We start from the raw sequence: 20428 nt of genomic DNA on the forward strand, positions 1-20428 counted from the left end.
GGTCGACCCGGTAGTGGGTCGAGCGCTGGAAGCCTCGGGGAGCCCGGAGTCGCCCGGATGAACACACCGCGAACACGCGGCGGAGCGCGTGGGGCCACTCGGGGCCGCGACGGTCCGCGTCAGTCGGCGTACGTCGCCAGCGGCCAGCCGCCGGCGGCCAGCTGCGCCGAGACCCGCCGGACGTCCTCGTCGGTCGCGTCCTGGAGCGCCTGCGTGCGCACCATCTCGTGGATGTCCCGCTCGGTGACCGTGCCGCCCTCGGCGTCGACCTGGGCGGCCAGCTGGCCGGCGATCAGGTCGACGTCCTCGTCGGTGAGCTGGCGGCGCAGCACGCCCAGCAGGGCGACGTAGTCGCGGGCGGGGATGCCCTGCGGGTAGCCGGCGCGCAGCCAGGCCAGCACCCGGGTGCGCAGCGGCTCCTGCTCCGGGACGCTCACGACTTGTCCACCAGGGTCGGGATCCCGGACCCGAAGTCCAGCTCCTTGCCGAAGCCGGAGGCCAGGATGAAGGTCAGGCCCAGGACGATGCCGAGGATCACGACGAGGAAGCACGCGCCGGCGAGCACGGTCCCCAAGGGCTTGGCAGCAGCCGGGCCGCCGTCCGCGCCCGAGGTCGTCGCCCCGCCGCCGGCGTAGGCCAGCGAGCGGATGCCGGCGGCGAACACCGCCGGCAGCCCGGCGCCCAGCAGCACACCGACGAGCACCACCTGCCAGCCCGCCTCGAACGCGAAGCCGAAGTTCTCCATGGTCCGTGCCTCCTAGGCCGCCGCCGGCACGGGCCGGCTCGGCTCGTGCCAGTCGTCGTTGACGTTGTGGGCGCCGACCGGCTCGTGGTGGGCGCGCCACCACATGCCGGCCGCGCCGAGAGCGAGCAGGAGCGTCACCGCGACCGCGCCGAGCCCGCCGCCCAGCAGGTCGGCGAGGTACCAGGTGGCCGCGCCGACGGCGGCGGCCGCGGGCAGCGTGACCACCCAGGCGACCAGCATCCGGCCCGCGACCCTCCAGCGCACTTGGGCGCCGGGGCGTCCCAGGCCGGTCCCGAGGATGGAGCCGGTGGCGACGTGGGTGGTGGACAGCGCCATGCCCAGGTGGCTGGAGGCCAGGATGATCGCGGCCGAGCTGCTCTCGGCGGCGAGGCCCTGCGGCGACTCGATCTCGACGAGCCCCTTGCCGAGGGTGCGGATGATCCGCCAGCCGCCCAGCCAGGTGCCGGCGGCGATGGAGATCGCGCAGCACGCCTTGACCCAGAACGGCACCGAGGCGGTGTCGGACCAGTGGCCCGACGCCAGCAGGGCCAGCGTGATGACGCCCATCGTCTTCTGCGCGTCGTTGGTGCCGTGCGCGAGCGAGACCAGCGAGGCGGTGGTGATCTGGCCCCAGCGGAAGCCGCGCTCGGTGAACCGCTCCGCGACCCCGCGCGTGATCCGGTAGATCAGCCAGGTGCCGAGCGCCGCCACGAGCGCCGCGATGACCGGCGACATCAGCGCCGGGAGCACGACCTTGCCGAGCACCCCGTCGAGCTCCTCGCCGTTGCCGAGCCAGTTGACCCCGCCCCAGCCGAGGCCGGCGATCGCGGCGCCGATCAGCCCGCCGAACAGCGCGTGCGAGGAGCTGGAGGGCAGGCCGAGCAGCCAGGTGAGCAGGTTCCAGGCAATGCCACCGACGAGGCCCGCCAGGACGATGAGCAGGAGCGGCGAGCCGCCGTCGGTGAGGTACTCCGAGCGCGGTGCCCCCGAGGAGTCCTGGATCTCGACCACCGCGTTGGTGACGGTGAGCGCCACCTCGATGGAGAGGAAGGCGCCGACCAGGTTGAGGGCCGCCGACAGCAGGACCGCCGTGCGCGGGGCCAGCGCGCCCGTCGAGATGGAGGTGGCCATCGCGTTGCCGGTGTCGTGGAAGCCGTTGGTGAAGTCGAAGGCCAGCGCCACGGCGACGACCAGGAGGAGGATGACCAGCGATTCGCTCACGCCCCCACGCTTCGCCTGTTGTGGGCGGGTGGAAACCCCTGCGCGGCGTTGTTCAGCCGGTGTTCATCCGCACGGCGTCCGGCTCGGAGGTGCTCGAGGTTGCGCAGCAACCGTCTCGAGACCCGGGGAGCCGGACGCCATCCGGCTGACAGGTCACTCAGTCGCTGAACGCCTCGACCTCGCAGCTGCGCTCGATGCTCGCCGAGTCGTCCGGCACCGGGGTGTCCGTGGCGTCGTAGGTCCAGCCCAGTCCGTCGGGGTAGACGCTGGTGTCGTGGTAGAGGTGCACGGCGATGCCGTGGGCGCGCAGGCACGCGACGTTGGCCTCGGAGTCCGCGACGTAGTCGGGGTTGTGGCGCGGGTCGGTCTCGACGGGCAGCCGGGGCAGCACGTCCTCGCAGGCGGCCTTCGCGGCGGCGGGGACCGGGTCCGCGACGGGCGTGGGGCCGACGCCGGTCCTCGCGGGACCGCGGACGTCCTTGGCCCACGTCGCGCCGTGGTCGACCAGGCACTGCTGCCAGGCACCGATGCGCGACTCGCGCACGGCGTCGGTCTCGCCGAGCTGCATCTGCGGGCTGACCGCCTCGGCGGGGGCGGCGGGGGCGGCACGGGCCGGCCGCGGCGCCTGGGCCGCGGCGCGGGCGGGCGCCGGCGCCGCCCCTGCCGGGCGGTCGTCGGAGGGGGCCGTGCCGTCGGCGGCGCCGGCGCTGCCGCCGCCGGCCGCGAGCCCGACCAGCACGGCGACCGCCGCGAGGACGGCGAGGAGAAGGGACAGGGTGGTGGCGCGTCTGGCGCCCGGGGTGTGGGTCATGGCCAGGAACCTAGGAAGCAGATGTCAGGCAATTGTCAGGAAGTCGTGTGCCTTTGGTCGTGGCGCCCGCTTCCGCCCGGTCGGGCGGCCGGCCGTTCCTAGACTCGCCTCATGGCAGCACGGGTGGTCGTCGCCGAGGACGACATGAAGCAGGCGGAGCTCCTGCGCCGCTACCTCGAGCACGACGGCCACGACGTCGTCGCGGTCCACGACGGCGTCCAGGCGCTGGCGGCCGCGCGGACCGTCTCCCCCGACCTCGTGGTGCTGGACGTGATGATGCCGGGGCTCGACGGGCTCTCGGTCTGCCGGGCGCTGCGCGCGGAGTCGGACGTGGCGATCCTGATGCTCACCGCCCGGGTGTCCGAGGACGACCTCCTCCTGGGCCTCGAGCTCGGCGCCGACGACTACCTCACCAAGCCCTACAGCCCGCGCGAGCTGGTCGCGCGCGTGCGCACCCTGCTGCGCCGCACGACCTCTGCCGACCGGACCCGTGCTGACAAGGTGCTGCGGGTCGGCGACCTCGAGGTCGACCCCGTGCGCCACGAGGTGAGCCTGGGCGGGCGGGCGGTGGACTGCACGCCCGGGGAGTTCGCGGTGCTCGCGCTCTTCGCCCGGGAGCCCGGGCGGGTGTTCTCCCGCGACCAGGTGATCAGCCACGTGCACGGCGTCGACGGCTACCTCACCACCCGCACCGTGGACGTGCACGTCATGAACCTGCGCCGCAAGCTCGAGGACGACGCCCGGCGGCCGACGCGGCTGCTGACGGTCTACGGCGTCGGCTACAAGCTGGCGGCGGCCGGTGGGTGAGTTGCCGGTGGGTGAGCGAGCCGCCGTACCGCTGCGACGCAGCCTGGTCCTGCGGCTCTTCGCCCTGGTGACGGCGGTCGCCGTGGTCGCGGTCGGTCTCACCGCCTGGCTCACCGTGCGCACCACGGCCGTCGGTCTCCGCCAGGAGCAGGGCGAGGCGGTGCGCGCCGGAGCCCGCGTCGAGGACGCGCTGCACGACTACGCCGCCACGCACCCGAGCTGGTCGCAGGTCGGCCCACTGGTCGACCGGCTCGCCCGGGCCGGCAGCCGGATCACCCTGGTGGGCGCCGACGGGCGGGTGCTCGCCGACTCGGCGGACGGGGAGGTGCCGGTCCCCGACGGCCCCTCCACCGTGATCGACGTCTTCGACGTGGCGCCGGTGCCCGACCCGGTCCCCGACCAGGCGGCGCAGGAGGAGTCCCCCGGGCCCGCACCCGTCGACCAGTGCCCGTCGGGCGGCGTCTGCGAGGTCGTCGCCGCGTCCACCGTGGGCCCCCCGCCCGGGGCGTCGCCCATCGACCCGCGCGTCGTCGGCCCGTTCGCGCTCACGGCCGCGGAGGCCGCGGAGTCGCACGCGCTCGCCCGCCGCGTGGCGTCCTGCCTCACTGACGAGCTGGAGACCGGCACCCAGGTGGTCGACCGGCCCAGCGGGCGGTCCTCGGTCACGTCGGACGGCCTGCCCTCGGCCGGCCCGCAGCCCAGCACCTCGCCGTGCGACCTGCGCGCGCTGCAGACGCCGTACGAGTCCGAGCGGGCGCCGCTGGCGCGCACCCAGCAGCTGGTGACGCGGTGCCTCGCCCGCGCCTCAGGGCCGGTGGTGACCCTGATGCCCGATCTCGGCTGGAGCCAGGCCCAGCCGCGCACGCCGTCGAGCGACCGGCTCGTGACCGCGTGCCTGACGGCCGCGCGGCGCCAGGTCCTGGCCCCGTACGCCGCCCCGGCGGCGCGGCTGTTCGTCTCCTCGACCCGGCAGGAGCCGACGTCGTTCCTGGACCTGTCGACGGGCAACCGGCTGCGGATCGGCGGGGTGGTGCTGCTCGTGCTCGTCCTGAGCCTGGGCTTCGCCGCCCTCGCCGGCCGTCAGCTCGTGCGGCCGCTCGCCGTGCTGGCGACGGCGGCCGGTCGCGTGCGGGAGGGCGACCTCGGCGCGCGCGCCCAGGTCCGGTCCCAGGACGAGATCGGCCGGGTCGCGGCCGCGTTCAACACGATGGCGGAGCGGCGCGAGGAGGCCGAGCGGCTGCGCAAGGCGATGGTGGGCGACGTGGCCCACGAGCTGCGCAACCCGATCAGCACCATGCGCGGCACCCTCGAGGCCGCGCAGGACGGGCTCGTGCCCACCGACCGCTCGCTGGTGGACTCCCTCATGGAGGAGACCCTGCTGCTCCAGCACGTGGTGGAGGACCTGCGCGACCTCGCCGCCGCCGACGCCGGCGACCTGCGCATCGTGCGCGCCCCGGTGCTCGTCGCCGAGCTGCTCCGGCAGGTCGCGGGGGTCCACCTGGCCGATGCCGCCGCGGCCGGGGTGAGGGTCCTCGCCGATGCTCCCGACGACCTGGAGGTGGTGGGGGACGTCATGCGGCTGCGTCAGCTGCTCGGCAACCTGGTGACGAACGCCGTGCGCCACACGCCACCCGGCGGCACCGTCACCCTGTCCGGGCGCCGCGAGGGAGACGAGGTCGAGCTCGCCGTGACCGACGACGGCGAGGGCATCGCGGCGGGTGACCTCCCGCACGTGTTCGAGCGCTTCTGGCGCGCCGACCCCTCCCGCACCCGCGCCAGCGGCGGCAGCGGCCTGGGGCTGGCGATCGTGCGCCAGCTGGCCGAGGCCCACGGCGGCACCGTCAGCGTGGCCAGCAAGCCCGGCGACGGGGCCCGCTTCGCGGTCCGCCTCCCGGCCGTGGGCTGAGGAGGTCAGACGGAGACGACGGTGGCCGACAGCGTGACGCCGCGGCGGGGCTTGTAAGTCACGGTGTCGCCCACGGAGGCGCCGAGGATCGCACGACCCAGCGGGCTGGACGGGGTGACCACGTCGACGCCGGCGGCGGCCGACTCGACCGAGCCCACGAGGTACTGCTCGGGTCCGTCGCCCAGGTCGATCGTGACCACGTCGCCCACCGAGACGATACCGTCGGTGTGCTGGCGACGGCCGCTCTCCTCGATCTCGGTCTGCAGCGCGTCGATGCGCTCGTCGAGCAGCTGCACACGGATGGTCGCCTCGACGTTGGTCGCCCGGTCCGCGGCGTCACCGGTGGCGACGATCAGGCTGTCGGTCTGGACCGCGTCCCGCTCGGCTCGCAGGGTGGCAAGGCGCTCGCGGAGGATCTCGATGCTGGCGGGGGCAGTGGTGACGGTCATGGGTGGCTCTTTCGCGCGAGGGTGGGTCCGGGGATCGCCCGGGTGCAGCCTCAACCGCGGCCGCTCCGTCGTTATGCCCCAGTCACTGAAACAGCCGGTGAACAGGGTGTGGTCGACCCCGGAAGGCCGAGACACCAGTACCTCACTGCGGCGAAACCAACCCTCGTTCAACCGTTCGACGAGTCACTGGCAGCCGCCGGGGCACCCAGCCCTCGCCGCCGCGGCGCCGTCACCATGAGCCAGCAGCCCAGCAGGGACGCCGGCACGGACAGCACGGCCACCCCGGCGACGTACGCCGTCCGCTTGGTGTGGCAGCCCGCCACGGCCTGGTCGTAGGGGGCGCGGCCCAGGTCGTCCAGCCCGTCGCTGATGCCGCTGGCGTTGGCGCGCGGCCGCCCGGCCGAGACGACCGACGTGCACACCGTGTCGGAGGCGACGCCGGGCTCGGGGTCGAAGTCCAGGCGCCCGGGGTACAGCAGCAGGAACGCCATGACGCAGCCGATCGTGAACAGCCCCAGCCATGCCAGCGTCGGCGCCAGGTCGCTCCAGATGCTGCGGGGCGACGGCGTCTCGGGGTCGCTCATGCCCCGCAGCCTCTCATCTCGATCCGGCCGAGGAGCAGTGGCGCTCGCGGCGTCAGCGGACCTCCGTGGAGCTGGGGAACGGCAGGTCAGCGAACTTCACGGCCGGGAGGACGTGAGCGTTGCAGCGTGCGCGGGGCGTGCCGAGCACCACGTCGGCGGAGGTTTCGACGGCGACGGTGTCCGCACGGAGCGCGACGCTGACGTAGCTCGTCGCGGCGGTGAGGGGGACGGCCTGTCGCACGGCGGGGCCGATCGGGATGCTCTTCTCGACCACCGTGCTGTCGCCGTTCCCGGCGATGCGTGCGAAGCGCATGTCCACCTGGTCGGCCGGGTCGAGCTCGGCTCGTCCGCGGTCGGTGAACCCGGTCCAGAAGTCGACGCTGGTGCAGGCGGCCACCGACCACAGCACCTCGAGGTTGTTCGTCCAGAGCTCGATGCTCAGGGGCAGGGACCGCCCGCCCACGACCGAGGTGACCCTCGTCGCCCCGCCCCCCATCCCCAGCAGGAAGGGCTGGTCGGCCAGGTAGAGCCACTCGTAGACCGCCAGGCTCTCGACCTTGCTCGTTCCACCGCCCGCGCGCTTGACCCGGAACGAGGTCGGGCCGCCCTGGGTCAGCGGGACCCGGACGGCGTAGCGGCCCCTCTTGTTCGCCCTGTCCGTGGCGACGGTCGTCCAGGCCCCGCTGCCGTAGCGTCGCTGGATCGCGACCGTGGCCCTGCCGGACCGCCCCGGCTTGGCGGTTCCGGTGATCTTCACCTTGCGTCCGACCTCGGACGACGCGGCCACGTCCTTGATGGTCACCTTCGGAGGCTTGGCCGCTCTGACCGCCGGCGGGCTGTCGACGGCGGAGACCGACGCGACGGGAGCGAGCGCGCACAGGAGCAGCGCGAACGAGGTCGCAACCACGGAGGGGCGAAGAGGCATGGGCGCGAATCTAGCGCCGGTCCCCTGTCCCGCGTGCGGAATCGTCTCATCCGTGGCGGTGACGGGACGCCTCCTGGAACTCCTCGGAGTCACGACGCGCGACGACCTCGGACGTCAGCGCCGCCCTCAGTCCGTCGTGCGCGGGACCGAGCGCGGTCGCCGGTGCCTGCCAGTGGCCGGGGTCGTACAGCCAGACCGGCCGGCCGACGATCTCGGGCGGCTCCCACTCGTAGCGCGGCCAGATGTGGCAGTGGAGGAACGCGTCGGTGTTGCCGAGGATCTCGATGTTGAGCCGGCGGAAGTCGCGGTCGAGACGCCGACAGACGGTCTCGACGGCGTCCGCGAGCAGGTCGACGTCGGCGAGGTAGCGCAGACGCTCGGCGCGAGGCAGGTCCGAGAGCCGGTCGACGCCCGGCGTCTTGGTGAGGGCGAGCGAGTATCCGGGGAGGAACTGGACGTCGCCGATCACCGCGTAGGCGGCGGACAGCTCCGCCAGCACCGTCGGGTTGCGTCCGTCGTTCGCGGCCTGGATGCGCTCCTCGCGCCAGTCTCGCGGCTCGGTCATGGCCCCGACGTCACGGGAGGTGCCGCCGAGCCACGGTCAGGCCCCACCTTGCCGGAGCAGCCGAGCACGCGCGTCGGACACGAGACGCGTGTAGTCACGGTCGAAGGGTTGCGTGAGGATGCGCTCGAGCGATGCGGACAGGTGCCACAGGGCCGTCTGCTCGCCGGGCAGCAACGCCGGGTCGATGGCGTCGGCGTCCTCCCACCGATGCAGGAGCTCGAAGAGCACGAGCGCCTCGTCGCTGGACAGGATCACCTCGACGTCGCTCATGGCGGGAGGGTAGCTGCCCTGACTGGCGTCAGCGGTCGCTACGTCGTTCCCCGCGATTGCTCTCGAGGGCCGTCGATCCTGCCGCCGGCGCGCAGCCCCTCGTCGACGAGCGCGATCATCCAGTGGAAGCTCTCGTCGGTGCTCGTCTCCTCCAGCACGAGGCCCAGGCGCTCCTCCAAGGACGCGAACCCGTGCACCAGGCTGCGAAGCATCCGCAGCGCGTGGACCTGCTCGGCGGGGTCGAGCCCGTACCCGCGCAGCGCCGCAGAGAGGGAGTCGACCACGCGGCGCGCGGCCGGGACCAGGGGGTCGCCGGGTCCCGTGCAGCGGGCGGCGTTGCCTGCGGCGTACCGGCCGGGGTGCTCGTGGACGAAACGGCGTATCGCCTGCGCAGCGGCGACGAGGGCGTCGCTGCCCGCGCGACCCTGGATCGCGTCGCCGGTGGCCTCGGCGAGCTCCACCATGGCCAGGACGCCGATGCGGTGGGTGAGGTCGGCGATGTTGTCGACGTGCTTGTACAGCGAAGGGGTCCTGACCCCGAGCCGTTCGGCGAGCAGCCCCATGCTGAGGTGGTCGAGCCCGGTCTCGTCGGCCAGGACGGCGCCCGCGCGGGTCACGGACGCCGGCCCGAGGCCGGCTCTAGGCATGGTCGCGACCATCCGGGTCCTCGGTCACGGTCGCCTCCAGGTGGCTAATACGATTAGTCAGAATCTAATTCGCGTAGCCAATCGTGTCAATCGATCCCCCGGACGGCTCGGCCCACCTCGCCCGTTGCGCTTCGGTACGCTCCTGCGTCGGCGTTCGGGATCGCGGACCGCGTGCTTCGCCGCGACGGACGGCGCGACGCCGTAGTTTGAGTGTCGCCGTGAGATGCGCGGCGACCGACTTCGAGGGAGAGGCTCCGATGGTGGTCCTGGCACCCCACACCCGCTGCTCCCGTCACCTCATCCCCCGGGCTCTCGCCCGGACCCTGACCGATGCCTAGGGCGGGGCTGACGCGCGCGTCCGTGACCGAGGCCGGCGCCGCACTGGTCGACGAGGTCGGCTTCGACCAGCTGAGCATGGGCCTGCTCGCCGAGCGGCTCGGGGTCAAGACCCCGTCGCTGTACAAGCACGTCGCCAACCAGGCCGATCTGGCTCACCTGATCGCCGTCCTCGCCATGAACGAGCTCGCCGACGCGATCCGTGACGCCACCCAGGGTCGCGCCGGCCGCGACGCGCTCGTCGCCGGCGCCGAGGCCATGCGGACGTTCGTGCGCGAGCACCCGGGTCGCTACGCCGCCGGCAACGCCGCCCAGATCACCGGCCAGGAAGACCCGCTGCTCCCGGCCAGCGGCCGGGTGATGGCCTCGTGGACGGCCATGCTCCACGGCTACCACCTGGACCTCGACCAGGAGATCCACGCGCTGCGGATGCTCCGCAGCACGCTGCACGGCTTCGGGATCCTGGAGCTCGACGGCAGCTTCCAGGTCGACACGTCCGTCGACGACAGCTTCACCTGGGTCGTCGACTTCATCGACCACGGTCTGCGGTCCCTGCCGGAGGCGAAGGCGCGTCCGCTGCAGTCCGCCTCAGGTACGGACTCGGACTGACCGGTCGGGCAGGGGTCAGACGTTGAAGCGGAACTCCACGACGTCTCCGTCGGCCATGACGTAGTCCTTGCCCTCCATGCGGACCTTGCCGGCCTCCTTGGCCTTCTGCATGGAGCCTGCGGCCATCAGGTCGTCGAACGAGACGATCTCGGCCTTGATGAAGCCGCGCTGGAAGTCGGTGTGGATGACGCCGGCGGCCTCGGGGGCGGTGGCGCCCTTGGGGATCGTCCAGGCGCGCGACTCCTTGGGGCCGGCGGTGAGGTAGGTCTGCAGGCCAAGGGTGTCGAAACCGACGCGGGCCAGGGTGTCGAGGCCGGGCTCGGTGACGCCCATCTCGGCGAGCATCGCGCGGGCCTCGTCGTCGTCGCCGAGCTCGACGAGCTCGGACTCGAACTTCGCATCCAGGAAGATCGCCTCGGCGGGCGCGACCAGCGCGCGCATCTCGTCCTTGAGGGGCTCGTCGGCGAGCTCGTCGGCGTCGCAGTTGAAGACGTAGATGAACGGCTTGGCCGTCAGGAGCGAGAGCTCGCGGACCAGGCTGCGGTCGATCGACGTGCTGATGATCGGGGTACCGGCCTCGAGGTGGCCCAGCGCCTCCTTGGTGGCCTCGAGGTTGGCGAGCACCGCCTTGTTGCCGCGGGCCTCCTTCTCCAGGCGCGGGATGGCCTTCTCGACCGTCTGCAGGTCGGCGAGGATCAGCTCGGTCTGGATGGTCGAGATGTCGTTGGACGGGTTGACCTCGCCGTCGACGTGGGTGACGTCCTCGTCGCGGAACACCCGGGTCACCTGGCAGATGGCCGACGACTCGCGGATGTGGGACAGGAACTTGTTGCCCAGGCCCTCGCCCTCACTGGCGCCCTTGACGATGCCGGCGATGTCGACGAACTCCACCGTGGCCGGAAGGATCTTGGCGGAGCCGAAGACCTCCGCGAGCTTGGGGAGCCGATCGTCGGGGACGCCGACGACGCCGACGTTGGGCTCGATCGTCGCGAACGGGTAGTTCGCCGCGAGGACGTCGTTCTTGGTGAGCGCGTTGAAGAGCGTTGACTTGCCCGCGTTGGGGAGACCGACGATGCCGATGGTGAGTGCCACGGGCGGCGAGTCTACGGACCGGCGGGCCGACCGCCGTAATCGAGCAGGCCCCACGCGAAGCGCAGGACGGTCACGGAGAAGACCAGCGTCACCGCGACGATGACCGCCTCGACCGCGCCGCCGCCCCCGGCGGCGAAGATGCCGTGCTCCAGGTCGTAGAGCAGGTCCATGCCGAAGAGGTACATGCCCGCCGAGCCCGCGGCGACCAGCCAGAACGGCGCCGAGGGCCGCTCGCTGCGCAGTGCCACGAGCGCGAGCACGCAGACCACGCCCAGCCACAGGTCGGCCAGCGGGAAGGCGTTCTCGAACTCGTAGTACGCCGCCCGGTGCTCGCTCGCCAGGACGTCGCGGTCGGTGAACCAGATCGACCAGTAGGCGACGTCCAGCACGATCGCGCCGACCAGCATCACCTCGACGGTGCGTCTCATGCCGCGATCCAACCACGGGTCCGGCGCCTCCACCGGCGGTCTGACAGCCTGGCGGCATGGATCTCGAGCACGTCCGCGCCCAGTTCCCGTCCCTGGCCCTGGGCACGGCCCACTTCGACGGACCGGGCGGCTCCCAGGTGCCGAGCGTCGTCGCCCAGGCGGTCGCCGACGCGATGACCTCCGGGCTCTGCCAGCGCGGGGCGCTGTCGGCGACCGAGCGCCGTACGGACGCGGTGGTGGCCGGCGCCCGCCAGGCGGTCGCGGACCTCGTCGGCGGGGACGCCGGCGGGGTGGTGTTCGGCCGGTCGATGACGCAGCTGACCTTCGACCTCGCGCGCACCCTCTCCGCCGGGTGGGGGCCGGGCGACGAGGTCGTGGTGACGCGCCTGGACCACGACGCCGACATCCGCCCGTGGGTCATCGCCGCCGAGCGCGCCGGCGCGACGGTGCGCTGGCTCGGCTTCGACCCGGTGACCACCGAGCTCGACGACATCGCGCCGCTGCTGTCCGAGCGCACGCGACTCGTGGCGGTCACCGCCGCCTCCAACCTGTTCGGCACGCGCCCCGACGTGGCCGCGGTCGCCGCGCAGGCGCACGCGGTCGGGGCGCTCGTCCACCTCGACGCGGTGCACCTCGCGCCGCACGCGCCGGTGGACCTGGCCGCGACGGGGGCGGACTTCCTGGTGCTCTCGCCCTACAAGCTCTTCGGACCGCACCTGGGCGCGCTCGTCGCGGACCCCGCCCTGCTGGAGGGGCTGCGTCCCGACAAGCTGCTGCCGTCCAGCGACGCGGTGCCGGAGCGGTTCGAGCTCGGGACGCTCCCCTACGAGCTGCTCGCCGGGGTCACCGCGGCGGTCGACTTCATCGCCTCGCTGGTGCCCGGCGAGGGCCCGCGGCGCGAGCGGGTGCTGGCGTCGATGGCCGCGGTCGAGGAGCACGAGGCCGGGCTCCTGCGCCGGCTGCTCGACGGGCTGGCGGACCTCGACGGGGTGACGGTGCACGGACGAGCCGCGCGGCGCACGCCGACGGTGCTGTTCACCGTCGCAGGGCACAGCCCGCGCGACGTGCACGCCCACCTGGGCGCGCAGGACGTCAACGCGCCGTCGGGGCACTTCTACGCCGTCGAGGCGTCGCGGCACGCCGGGCTCGGGGACACCGGCGGCGTGCGGGTCGGCCTGGCGGCGTACTCCTCGCCCGACGACGTCGACCGCCTGCTCACCGGTCTGCGCTCGCTCCTAGGCTGACGCGATGCGCCTCGCCACCTGGAACGTCAACTCGCTCCGCTCCCGCATCGACCGGGTCGAGCGGCTGCTGGAGCGCCACGACCTCGACGTCCTGGCCCTGCAGGAGACCAAGGCGCGCGAGGACCAGCTGCCGCTGATGGGGCTGCAGTCGATGGGCTACGAGGTCGCCACCGCCGGCTACCACCAGTGGAACGGCGTCGCGATCATCAGCCGGGTCGGGCTCGACGACGTGCAGGTGGGCTTCGACGGCATGCCCGGGTTCGGCGACCCGGTCACGGCCGAGGCGCGTGCGATCGGGGCGACCTGCGGCGGCGTGCGGGTCTGGTCGCTCTACGTGCCCAACGGCCGCAAGGTCGACGACCCCCACTACCTCTACAAGCTCGAGTGGCTCGCCGCCCTGCGCGAGACGGCGCTCGACTGGCTCGGTGGGCCGACGGCGCTCGTCGGCGACTGGAACATCGCGCCGCTCGACGAGGACGTCTTCGACATGAGGCAGTTCGCGACCTCCACGCACGTCACCCCGCGGGAGCGGGCGGCCTTCCAGCGCTTCCTCGACGACGGCTACGTCGACGTCGTCCGGCCGCACACGCCCGGCCCGGGGGTCTACACCTACTGGGACTACTACCGCCAGCGCTACGAGCGCAACCGCGGGCTGCGCATCGACTTCGTCCTGGGCTCGGCACCGTTCGCCTCGCGCGTCACCGGCGCTTTCATCGACCGCGAGGAGCGTGCCGGGCAGGGCGCCTCCGACCACGCGCCGGTGGTCGTCGACCTCGCCGACTGACGGGGCTGTCGGTGGTCGCGTCCATGCTGCTGCCATGGACCCGACCACGCTGCTCGCCCTGATCGTCTGCCTCGCGGCGGGCGCGGGCCTGGGCTACGCCGCCGGCCTGCTGCGGGGCCGCGACCGGGCGCCGCACGAGGACCGCACGGTGGCGGCGCTCGACCAGCGCGCCGCCGACCAGGCCGTCGTCAAGGAGGGGTTGGAGCGGCTGCAGGACCAGATGCGCGACCTGGAGCACAACCGGGTGGCGTGGCAGAGCCAGCTGCACCAGCAGGTCCTCGACATGCGCCAGTCCAACGACCTGCTGCGGCGCGAGACCCAGTCGCTGTCGACGGCGCTGCGCAAGCCCCAGGTCCGAGGGCGATGGGGCGAGCTCCACCTGCGTCGCGCCGTCGAGCTGGCGGGGCTCGTCGACCGCTGCGACTTCTCCGAGCAGGTGCGCCTCGACGACGGCGCGCGCCGTCCCGACCTGGTCGTGCACCTCGTGGGCGGGCGTCAGCTGGTCGTCGACGCCAAGGTGCCGCTGGACGCCTACCTCGACGCCACCACCAGCGACGACGAGGACGTCCGCGACGGACACCTGGCCCGCCACGCGCGCCAGGTCCGCGCCCACGTGGACACCCTGGCGGGCAAGGCCTACTGGCGATCGCTCGCGGAGAGCCCGGAGTTCGTGGTGCTGTTCATGCCGGCCGAGTCGTTCCTCGCGGCCGCGCTCGAGGCCGACGGCGACCTGATCGACTACGCCGCCACGCGTCAGGTCGTGCTGGCCACCCCCACGACCCTCATCGCCCTGCTGCGCACGGTCGCCCACGGCTGGAGCCACGAGGCGCTGGCCGACCGGGCGCGCGAGATCCACCGCCTGGGTCGCGAGCTGCACACCCGCCTCGGCACCCTCGGCTCCCACGTCGACCAGCTCGGACGCTCGCTCAACGCCGCGGTCGGCCACTACAACCAGGCCGTCGGCTCGCTGGAGTCACGGGTGCTCGTGGCCGCCCGCCGGTTCACCGACCTGTCGGTCACCGACGAGGAGCTGCCGGCCCCGCGCGCCGTGGAGCTGCGCGCGGTCTCCCGGCGCGCCGCCCCGGATGAGCCGGAGGCGGACCATACGGTGGCCCTGTGACCGCAGTGGCGAGAGTCTCGTGAGCCACGCCCCGACGCTCTGGGACGAGGGCCGACAGCCGGGCCGCGAGGTCGTCGCCCTCGGCGTCGCCGCCACGCTCACGGCCGTCGTGCTCGACCTGCTCGTCGGCACCGGCATCGGCCTGTTCTTCGACCTCTGCTTCGTCGCGCTCTGCGTGGCGCTCGCGCTCAGCGTCCGCCCCGCCGACTTCTTCTCCGTCGGGGTGCTGCCTCCGCTGCTCATGGTCGGGGTGTTCGTGCTCCTCGGGATCAGCCGCCGCGACGTGCTCGGCCACCCCGAGGACGGCACGGTCCAGGCCGTCATCACCGGGCTGTCCGAGCACAGCGTCGCGCTCGTCGTCGGCTACCTGCTGTGCCTGGCGGTCCTCTTCATCCGCCAGCGGCGGCTCTCCCCCGCCGACGAGACCCGCAGCACCTCGCTGGGCTGACCCGCGGGCCCGCGTCCTGCGACGCGTCAGGCGAAGCGGTCCGGGTCGCCCGCGCCCCGGCGTACGACCTCCGGAGAGCCCGAGGACCAGTCGACGACGGTGGTCGGCTCGGAGGTGGTCTCGCCGGCCTCGATGACCAGGTCGACCTCGTGGTCGAGCTCCTCCTTGATCTCCCAGCCCATGGTGCGGGCCTCGGTCTCGCCGGGGAGGATCAGGGTGCTGGTGAGCAGCGGCTCGCCCAGCAGGTCCAGGAGCGCCTGGACGACCGTGTGGTCGGGGATGCGGACGCCGACGGTGCGCTTCTTGGGGTGCATCAACCGGCGCGGCACCTCGGGCATCGCCGGCAGGATGAACGTGTAGGGCCCGGGCGTCGCCGCCCGGATCGCCCGGAACGCCGAGTTGTCGACGTGGACCAGCTGGCCGAGCTGCGAGAAGTCCTTGCAGACGAGCGTGAAGTGGTGCCGGTCGTCGAGCCCACGGATGCGCAGGATGCGGTCGCGTCCGTCGCGGTTGCCGATCCGGGAGCCCAGGGCGTAGCCGGAGTCGGTCGGGTAGGCGATGAGGGCGTCGTCGCGCAGGGCGTCCACGACCTGCTGCAGCAGCCGCGGCTGCGGGTTGTCGGGGTGGATGTCGACGAACCGGGCCATGCCGCCACCCTACGACCTGCGCGGGACCCGGGGTTTCCCGCTGGGGACGCGCCGGGCCGTAGCATCGGCAGGGCTGATCCACAGCGTCGCCCCAGGCGCGCCGGGTACGAACGCCGGTACGCCCACCCGCGGCTGCGCGCCGCGGACCGACCGAGCACCTGAGAGCGAACCGATGTCTGACCAGCACCTGCCCGACCAGCGCCCGAGCGCCGGCACCGTCGACCGTGAGCGGCCGAAGGTCACCTACGTCCTGCCCGTCTACAACGAGGCCGAGAACATCGCGGTCTTCCACCGCGCCCTGCTGCAGGCCACCGAGGTCCGCGCCGACGTCGACTTCGAGTACATCTACGTCGACGACGGCAGCCGCGACGACTCCCTCGCCCGGCTCCTCGAGCTGCGCGACGCGGACACGCGCGTGACCGTGCTCGGCTTCTCGCGCAACTACGGCCACCAGATCGCGGTGACCGCCGGCCTGGACGCCGCCACGGACGCCGACGCGGTGATCGTCATGGACACCGACCTGCAGGACCCGCCCCCGGTCAGCGTCGAGATGATCGCGATGTGGGAGGACGGCGTCGACGTGGTCTACGCCCAGCGCCGCTCCCGCCAGGACTCGTTCTTCAAGCGCACCACCGCCTACGGGTTCTACTGGCTCCTCGACCGCCTCGCCGACATCGAGATCCCCCGCAACGTCGGTGACTTCCGGCTCATGGACCGCAAGGTCGTCGCCGAGGTCTCGCGCTACCGCGAGCACGAGCGCTTCCTGCGCGGGATCGTCGCGCACGTGGGCTTCCGCCAGGAGGCGCTGCTCTTCGACCGCGACCCGCGCCACGCCGGCGAGACGGGCTACCCCTTCCGCAAGATGGTCGCGTTCGCGGCCAACGGCATCCTGGGGTTCTCGACGGCGCCGCTGCGCTGGATCTCCCGGCTCGGCTACGCCATCTCGATCATCAGCATCATGCTCGCGGCGTACGTCCTGGTGGTGCGGCTCTTCGTACCCGAGCAGGCCGTGCCCGGATGGGCGTTCCTGGGCGTGGGCATGTTCCTGCTGAGCGGGCTGCAGCTGATCATGATGGGCGTCATCGGGAGCTATCTCGGTCGCGTCTACGTCGAGACCCAGGACCGGCCGCTCTACTCGCTGGCGCTGGCCGCGCGCGGCGAGCGCGTCGGCGTCACGTCGCTGAGCTCGGCGCCGCGCGCCCGCGACCACGTCGCGGCCCGCCGGGACGGTGCGTCCTGAGCGACCACACCCCCCGGCGCGGCGCCGTGCTGGCGCGCTTCGCGGGGGTCGGGGTCGCCAACACGCTCATCGACGTCGTGCTGTTCATGCTGCTGCACGACCGCCTGGGCATCGTGGCGGCCAACTTCGTCTCGACGGTCGCCGGCATGACGTTCAGCTTCGTCGTCAACGGGCTGTTCACCTTCCGCGCCCAGCGGCTGACGCTGCGCCACGCGGTGCTCTTCCTGGCCACCAACGGCGTCACCCTGTGGGTGCTGCAACCGCTGGTGATCCACGCGCTGCTGGCGCTGGCGCCCGGCGGCGAGGACCCCGGGGACCTGCTCGTCCTGGGCGTCAAGGTGGCCGCGATCGGCGTCAGCTTCGTGCTGAACTTCGTGGCCTACCGCTGGGTGGTGTGGCCGGCCGTCGGTCAGCCCGAGACGGCAAGCGACGCCGGGACGGTCAGCTCCGACCCGCGGCCTTGAGGTCGCGGCGCAGCTCCTTGGGGAGCGAGAAGATGAGCGACTCCTCGGCACTGTGCACGGCCTTGGCGTCGGGGTAGCCGCGCTCGGCGAGGTAGGCCAGCACGCCGTCGACCAGCGCCTCCGGGACGCTGGCGCCCGAGGTGACGCTGACGTTGCGCACGCCGTCGAGCCAGGCCTCGTCGATCTCGGAGGCGTCGTCGACGCGGTAGGAGGTCTTGGCGCCGGCCTCGAGGGCGACCTCGACGAGGCGCACGGAGTTGGAGGAGTTGCCCGAGCCGACCACGATCAGGAGGTCGGCGTCCTGAGCGATCTCCTTGACCGCCAGCTGGCGGTTCTGGGTGGCGTAGCAGATGTCGTCGCTGGGCGGGTCGAGCAGCAGCGGGAAGCGCTCGCGGATCGCCGCGACCGTCTCGAGGGTCTCGTCGACCGACAGCGTGGTCTGCGACAGCCAGGCCACGCGGGCCGGGTCGCGCACGACGATGCCGGCGACGTCGGCGGGGCTCTGCACGAGCTGGATGTGGTCGGGCGCCTCGCCGGCGGTCCCCTCGACCTCCTCGTGGCCCTCGTGGCCGATCAGCAGGATGTCGTAGTCGTCGTCGGCGAAGCGACGCGCCTCGTGGTGGACCTTGGTGACCAACGGGCAGGTCGCGTCGATCGTCTTGAGCTCGCGCGCCTCGGCCTGGCGGTGCACCTCCGGGGAGACCCCGTGGGCGGAGAACACCACGGTCTGGCCGGCCGGCACCTCGTCGAGCTCCTCGACGAAGACCGCACCGCGTGCCTCCAGGTCGGCCACGACGTGCTTGTTGTGGACGATCTGCTTGCGGACGTAGACGGGCGAGCCGTAGAGGTCCAGCGCCTTCTCGACCGTCACGACCGCCCGGTCCACCCCGGCGCAGTAGCCGCGCGGGGCCGCGAGCAGGACCGCCTTGTCGGCGTCCTCGGGCGAGAGCAGGCGCGGCGTGCCCAGGTCGATCGTCATGGCTCCAGTCTACGGGCGGGCCGAGGCTGCGCCGATTCCTGTGGGTGCCATCACCTAGGGTCGCGGGCATGGCTCTGGAGACGTCCGCGCAGTCGCCGGCGCCCGTACGCCAGATCGCCAACGCCGTCGCAGGGTGGATCGACCGGTTGGGGCCGGTGTGGGTCGAGGGGCAGGTGGCGCAGGTCAGCCGCCGCCCCGGGGTCGGGACGGTGTTCATGACGCTGCGCGACTCGGTGGCCGACGTGTCGGTGCCCGTGACGTGCTCGCGGCAGATGTTCGACGGCCTCAACCCGCCCCTGGTCGAGGGCGCGAGCGTGGTCATCAACGCCAAGCCGTCCTACTACGCCAACCGCGGCACGCTGTCCCTCTACGCGCGCGAGATCAAGATGGTCGGGCTCGGCGAGCTGCTGGCCCGGCTCGAGCAACGTCGTCAGCTGCTCGCCGCCGAGGGCCTGTTCGCCCAGGAGCTCAAGCGCCGCCTGCCGTTCCTGCCGGGCAAGGTCGGTCTGGTCACGGCGCCCAACAGCGCGGCCGAGCGGGACGTGCTCGACAACGCGCAGCGCCGGTGGCCGGCGGTCGCCTTCGAGGTCGTCCACGCGGCCATGCAGGGCACCCGCGCGGCCGCCGAGGTCATGGAGGCCGTCGCGCGGCTGGACCGTGACCCCACCGTCGACGTGATCGTCATCGCCCGCGGCGGCGGCGCGGTGGAGGACCTGCTGCCGTTCAGCGACGAGGGCCTGATCCGGGCCGTGGCGCGGGTGCGGACCCCGGTGGTCTCCGCGATCGGGCACGAGCCCGACTCGCCGCTGCTCGACCTGGTCGCCGACGTGCGCGCCTCCACGCCGACCGACGCCGCCAAGCTGGTCGTCCCCGACGTCCACCAGGAGGTGGCGGGCCTCGGGCAGGCGCGGCTGCGGATGCGCCAGACCGTGCGCACACGCGTCGACCACGAGCAGCACCGCCTCGACGCGCTGCGCGGGCGCCCGGCGCTGGCCGACCCCCGCTCGCTCATCGACGACCGCGGGGCCGAGCTGGCCGCCCTGCTCGAGCGCAGCCGCCGCACCCTGCGCCACGCCCTGGACCGCGCCGCCGACGACATCGGCCACCAGCGGGCCCGCGCCCGCGCCCTCTCGCCCCTGGCGACCCTCGAGCGCGGCTACGCCGTGCTGCAGGACGCGGACGGCCACGTCGTGACCTCCCTCGACGCGGTCTCCCCCGGCGCCTCCGTCAGCGTCCGCGTGGCCGACGGCCGCATCGCCGCCACCGTCGACTCGACCACCCCCGACCCCGTCCCGCACGAGGAAGAAGAGCCCGCATGACCGACGCCACGCCCTCCTACGAAGCCGCCCGCGAGGAGCTGCTCGACGTCGTACGCCGCCTCGAGACCGGCGGCACCACGCTGGAGGAGTCGCTGGCCCTCTGGGAGCGCGGCGAGCAGCTCGCCACGATCTGCCAGGAGTGGCTCGACGGCGCCCGCAAGCGCCTCGACGAGGTCCTCGACGCCGAGGAAGGCTGAGCTCGGCTCAGCCCAGCGGGTCGGTGGTCAGCGACTCGAGCAGCAGCCGCAGGTCGGCCTCGCTGGCCGAGCCGTAGACCAGCAGGGTGTCCTCGCCGAGCTCGGTGGCGTAGGCCAGGTCGCCACCCTCGTCGGAGTAGCTCTCCCAGGCGGTCGCGATCGGGCTGTCGAAGTCGACCGGGTCCTCCTCGGCGGCGTCCTCGTCGACGTACGTCGCCAGCAGGTCGTCCAAGCCCTCGTCCTCCTGCCGCACCCCGACGAAGGTGCCGGCGTCGGTGAGGATCGAGAGGCCGAACGCGGGCCGGTCGCCCGGGGTGAAGGCGACGTTGGTGGCCTTCCAGCCCTCGGGGAGCGTCGGCGGGTAGGCGACCTCGAGGCCGGCGTCCTGCACCAGCTCGACGGTCTCGAGGTAGTCGACGGCCTCGGGCTCGATCTCCGGGTTGTCCCGGGTCACCGCCCGGAACACCACGAACGCGGTGACGGCGAGCACGGTGACCACCAGCGAGGCGATCAGCCCGTTGGCCGTCCGGGCGTACCGGGCCGGCTTCTCGCTGTCGCTCACGGGCCCATCCTCACAGGTGGGTAGATTGC

26 protein-coding genes are annotated in these 20428 nt (G+C 73.0%); 11 read left to right on the forward strand and 15 right to left on the reverse strand.

The annotated features are described in order from the left end of the window. Positions 1-119: 119 nt before the first annotated feature. The 4 genes from E4622_RS07925 to E4622_RS07940 all read right to left on the reverse strand — a co-directional run bounded on the left by E4622_RS07925 (position 120) and on the right by E4622_RS07940 (position 2777). On the reverse strand, positions 120-437 hold the full coding sequence (locus tag E4622_RS07925) for a DUF3349 domain-containing protein (protein ID WP_134739641.1): 318 nt from the start codon (positions 435-437) through the stop codon (positions 120-122). After that, positions 434-745 carry a hypothetical protein gene (locus tag E4622_RS07930; RefSeq protein WP_134739643.1) on the reverse strand — a complete coding sequence of 104 codons (312 nt, stop codon included), beginning with the start codon at positions 743-745 and terminating at the stop codon, positions 434-436. Before E4622_RS07930 ends, E4622_RS07925 begins: the two co-directional genes overlap by 4 nt. Before the next feature lie 12 nt (positions 746-757). Next, positions 758-1966 (reverse strand): inorganic phosphate transporter, encoded by a 1209-nt coding sequence (locus E4622_RS07935; protein ID WP_134739645.1) that lies wholly within the window; start codon positions 1964-1966, stop codon positions 758-760. A gap of 157 nt (positions 1967-2123) precedes the next feature. After that, a complete protein-coding gene (locus E4622_RS07940) occupies positions 2124-2777 on the reverse strand; it encodes a hypothetical protein (protein WP_134739647.1) in 654 nt (217 codons plus the stop codon). A 111-nt stretch (positions 2778-2888) separates the two neighbouring features. On the opposite strand from E4622_RS07940, the gene E4622_RS07945 reads away from it, so the two are divergent. Then, positions 2889-3584 carry a response regulator transcription factor gene (locus E4622_RS07945; protein ID WP_134739649.1) on the forward strand — a complete coding sequence of 232 codons (696 nt, stop codon included), beginning with the start codon at positions 2889-2891 and terminating at the stop codon, positions 3582-3584. A 7-nt stretch (positions 3585-3591) separates the two neighbouring features. Further along, the gene (locus E4622_RS07950; protein ID WP_209021840.1) at positions 3592-5490 is read left to right on the forward strand and encodes a HAMP domain-containing sensor histidine kinase; all 1899 of its coding nucleotides are present in this window, start codon (positions 3592-3594) and stop codon (positions 5488-5490) included. A gap of 5 nt (positions 5491-5495) precedes the next feature. On the opposite strand, the gene E4622_RS07955 is transcribed toward E4622_RS07950, so the two are convergent. The 6 genes from E4622_RS07955 to E4622_RS07980 all read right to left on the reverse strand — a co-directional run bounded on the left by E4622_RS07955 (position 5496) and on the right by E4622_RS07980 (position 8930). Continuing rightward, on the reverse strand, positions 5496-5939 hold the full coding sequence (locus E4622_RS07955) for a GreA/GreB family elongation factor (RefSeq protein ID WP_134739652.1): 444 nt from the start codon (positions 5937-5939) through the stop codon (positions 5496-5498). Positions 5940-6106: 167 nt separating this feature from the next. Then, positions 6107-6523, reverse strand: coding sequence for a hypothetical protein (locus E4622_RS07960; protein ID WP_134739654.1), 417 nt, complete (start codon positions 6521-6523; stop codon positions 6107-6109). A 52-nt stretch (positions 6524-6575) separates the two neighbouring features. After that, positions 6576-7448: a hypothetical protein gene (locus tag E4622_RS07965; protein ID WP_134739656.1), complete on the reverse strand. Its 873-nt coding sequence runs from the start codon at positions 7446-7448 to the stop codon at positions 6576-6578. Positions 7449-7494: 46 nt separating this feature from the next. After that, on the reverse strand, positions 7495-8013 hold the full coding sequence (locus E4622_RS07970) for a diadenosine tetraphosphate hydrolase (RefSeq protein ID WP_134739658.1): 519 nt from the start codon (positions 8011-8013) through the stop codon (positions 7495-7497). 36 nt (positions 8014-8049) lie between these two features. Next, a complete protein-coding gene (locus E4622_RS07975; RefSeq protein ID WP_134739660.1) occupies positions 8050-8283 on the reverse strand; it encodes a hypothetical protein in 234 nt (77 codons plus the stop codon). A gap of 38 nt (positions 8284-8321) precedes the next feature. Further along, a complete protein-coding gene (locus E4622_RS07980) occupies positions 8322-8930 on the reverse strand; it encodes a TetR-like C-terminal domain-containing protein (RefSeq protein WP_134739662.1) in 609 nt (202 codons plus the stop codon). Positions 8931-9290: 360 nt separating this feature from the next. Between E4622_RS07980 and E4622_RS07985 the strand changes: the two genes are divergently transcribed. Further along, entirely contained in the window at positions 9291-9875 is a 585-nt protein-coding gene (locus tag E4622_RS07985) for a TetR/AcrR family transcriptional regulator (protein ID WP_209021841.1), read from the forward strand. Between the two features lie 15 nt (positions 9876-9890). Here E4622_RS07985 and ychF read toward each other — a convergent pair whose 3' ends face one another. Both ychF and E4622_RS07995 read right to left on the reverse strand, forming a co-directional pair. Then, entirely contained in the window at positions 9891-10967 is a 1077-nt protein-coding gene (ychF, locus tag E4622_RS07990) for a redox-regulated ATPase YchF (protein ID WP_134739666.1), read from the reverse strand. Between the two features lie 11 nt (positions 10968-10978). Continuing rightward, positions 10979-11395, reverse strand: a complete 417-nt coding sequence (locus E4622_RS07995; RefSeq protein WP_134739668.1) for a hypothetical protein — start codon at positions 11393-11395, stop codon at positions 10979-10981. 56 nt (positions 11396-11451) lie between these two features. On the opposite strand from E4622_RS07995, the gene E4622_RS08000 reads away from it, so the two are divergent. The 4 genes from E4622_RS08000 to E4622_RS08015 are packed head-to-tail and all read left to right on the forward strand — an operon-like array spanning position 11452 to position 14991. Then, positions 11452-12639 carry a cysteine desulfurase-like protein gene (locus tag E4622_RS08000; RefSeq protein ID WP_134739670.1) on the forward strand — a complete coding sequence of 396 codons (1188 nt, stop codon included), beginning with the start codon at positions 11452-11454 and terminating at the stop codon, positions 12637-12639. Positions 12640-12643: 4 nt separating this feature from the next. Then, positions 12644-13423, forward strand: a complete 780-nt coding sequence (locus tag E4622_RS08005) for an exodeoxyribonuclease III (protein ID WP_134739672.1) — start codon at positions 12644-12646, stop codon at positions 13421-13423. A 34-nt stretch (positions 13424-13457) separates the two neighbouring features. Next, positions 13458-14543, forward strand: a complete 1086-nt coding sequence (locus E4622_RS08010; protein WP_134739674.1) for a DNA recombination protein RmuC — start codon at positions 13458-13460, stop codon at positions 14541-14543. Between the two features lie 19 nt (positions 14544-14562). Beyond that, positions 14563-14991: a DUF6542 domain-containing protein gene (locus E4622_RS08015; protein WP_134739676.1), complete on the forward strand. Its 429-nt coding sequence runs from the start codon at positions 14563-14565 to the stop codon at positions 14989-14991. Between the two features lie 26 nt (positions 14992-15017). On the opposite strand, the gene E4622_RS08020 is transcribed toward E4622_RS08015, so the two are convergent. Continuing rightward, positions 15018-15638 carry an L-threonylcarbamoyladenylate synthase gene (locus E4622_RS08020; RefSeq protein ID WP_134739678.1) on the reverse strand — a complete coding sequence of 207 codons (621 nt, stop codon included), beginning with the start codon at positions 15636-15638 and terminating at the stop codon, positions 15018-15020. Positions 15639-15810: 172 nt separating this feature from the next. On the opposite strand from E4622_RS08020, the gene E4622_RS08025 reads away from it, so the two are divergent. Both E4622_RS08025 and E4622_RS22700 read left to right on the forward strand, forming a co-directional pair. After that, positions 15811-16878, forward strand: a complete 1068-nt coding sequence (locus tag E4622_RS08025) for a glycosyltransferase family 2 protein (protein WP_134739680.1) — start codon at positions 15811-15813, stop codon at positions 16876-16878. Between the two features lie 26 nt (positions 16879-16904). Then, positions 16905-17342: a GtrA family protein gene (locus E4622_RS22700; protein WP_167736013.1), complete on the forward strand. Its 438-nt coding sequence runs from the start codon at positions 16905-16907 to the stop codon at positions 17340-17342. Here E4622_RS22700 and E4622_RS08035 read toward each other — a convergent pair. After that, a complete protein-coding gene (locus tag E4622_RS08035; protein ID WP_134739684.1) occupies positions 17320-18321 on the reverse strand; it encodes a 4-hydroxy-3-methylbut-2-enyl diphosphate reductase in 1002 nt (333 codons plus the stop codon). The two genes, E4622_RS22700 and E4622_RS08035, sit on opposite strands and share 23 nt — an antisense overlap. A gap of 68 nt (positions 18322-18389) precedes the next feature. Here E4622_RS08035 and xseA point away from each other — a divergent pair, with 68 nt between their 5' ends. Next, positions 18390-19640, forward strand: coding sequence for an exodeoxyribonuclease VII large subunit (gene xseA, locus E4622_RS08040; protein ID WP_134739686.1), 1251 nt, complete (start codon positions 18390-18392; stop codon positions 19638-19640). After that, the gene (locus E4622_RS08045) at positions 19637-19837 is read left to right on the forward strand and encodes an exodeoxyribonuclease VII small subunit (protein ID WP_134739688.1); all 201 of its coding nucleotides are present in this window, start codon (positions 19637-19639) and stop codon (positions 19835-19837) included. Before xseA ends, E4622_RS08045 begins: the two co-directional genes overlap by 4 nt. A gap of 7 nt (positions 19838-19844) precedes the next feature. On the opposite strand, the gene E4622_RS08050 is transcribed toward E4622_RS08045, so the two are convergent. Continuing rightward, the gene (locus tag E4622_RS08050) at positions 19845-20399 is read right to left on the reverse strand and encodes a DUF4245 family protein (protein WP_167736014.1); all 555 of its coding nucleotides are present in this window, start codon (positions 20397-20399) and stop codon (positions 19845-19847) included. Positions 20400-20428 lie beyond the last annotated feature (29 nt).

This window comes from Nocardioides sp. 503, assembly GCF_004522095.1.
GTDB lineage: Bacteria > Actinomycetota > Actinomycetes > Propionibacteriales > Nocardioidaceae > Nocardioides.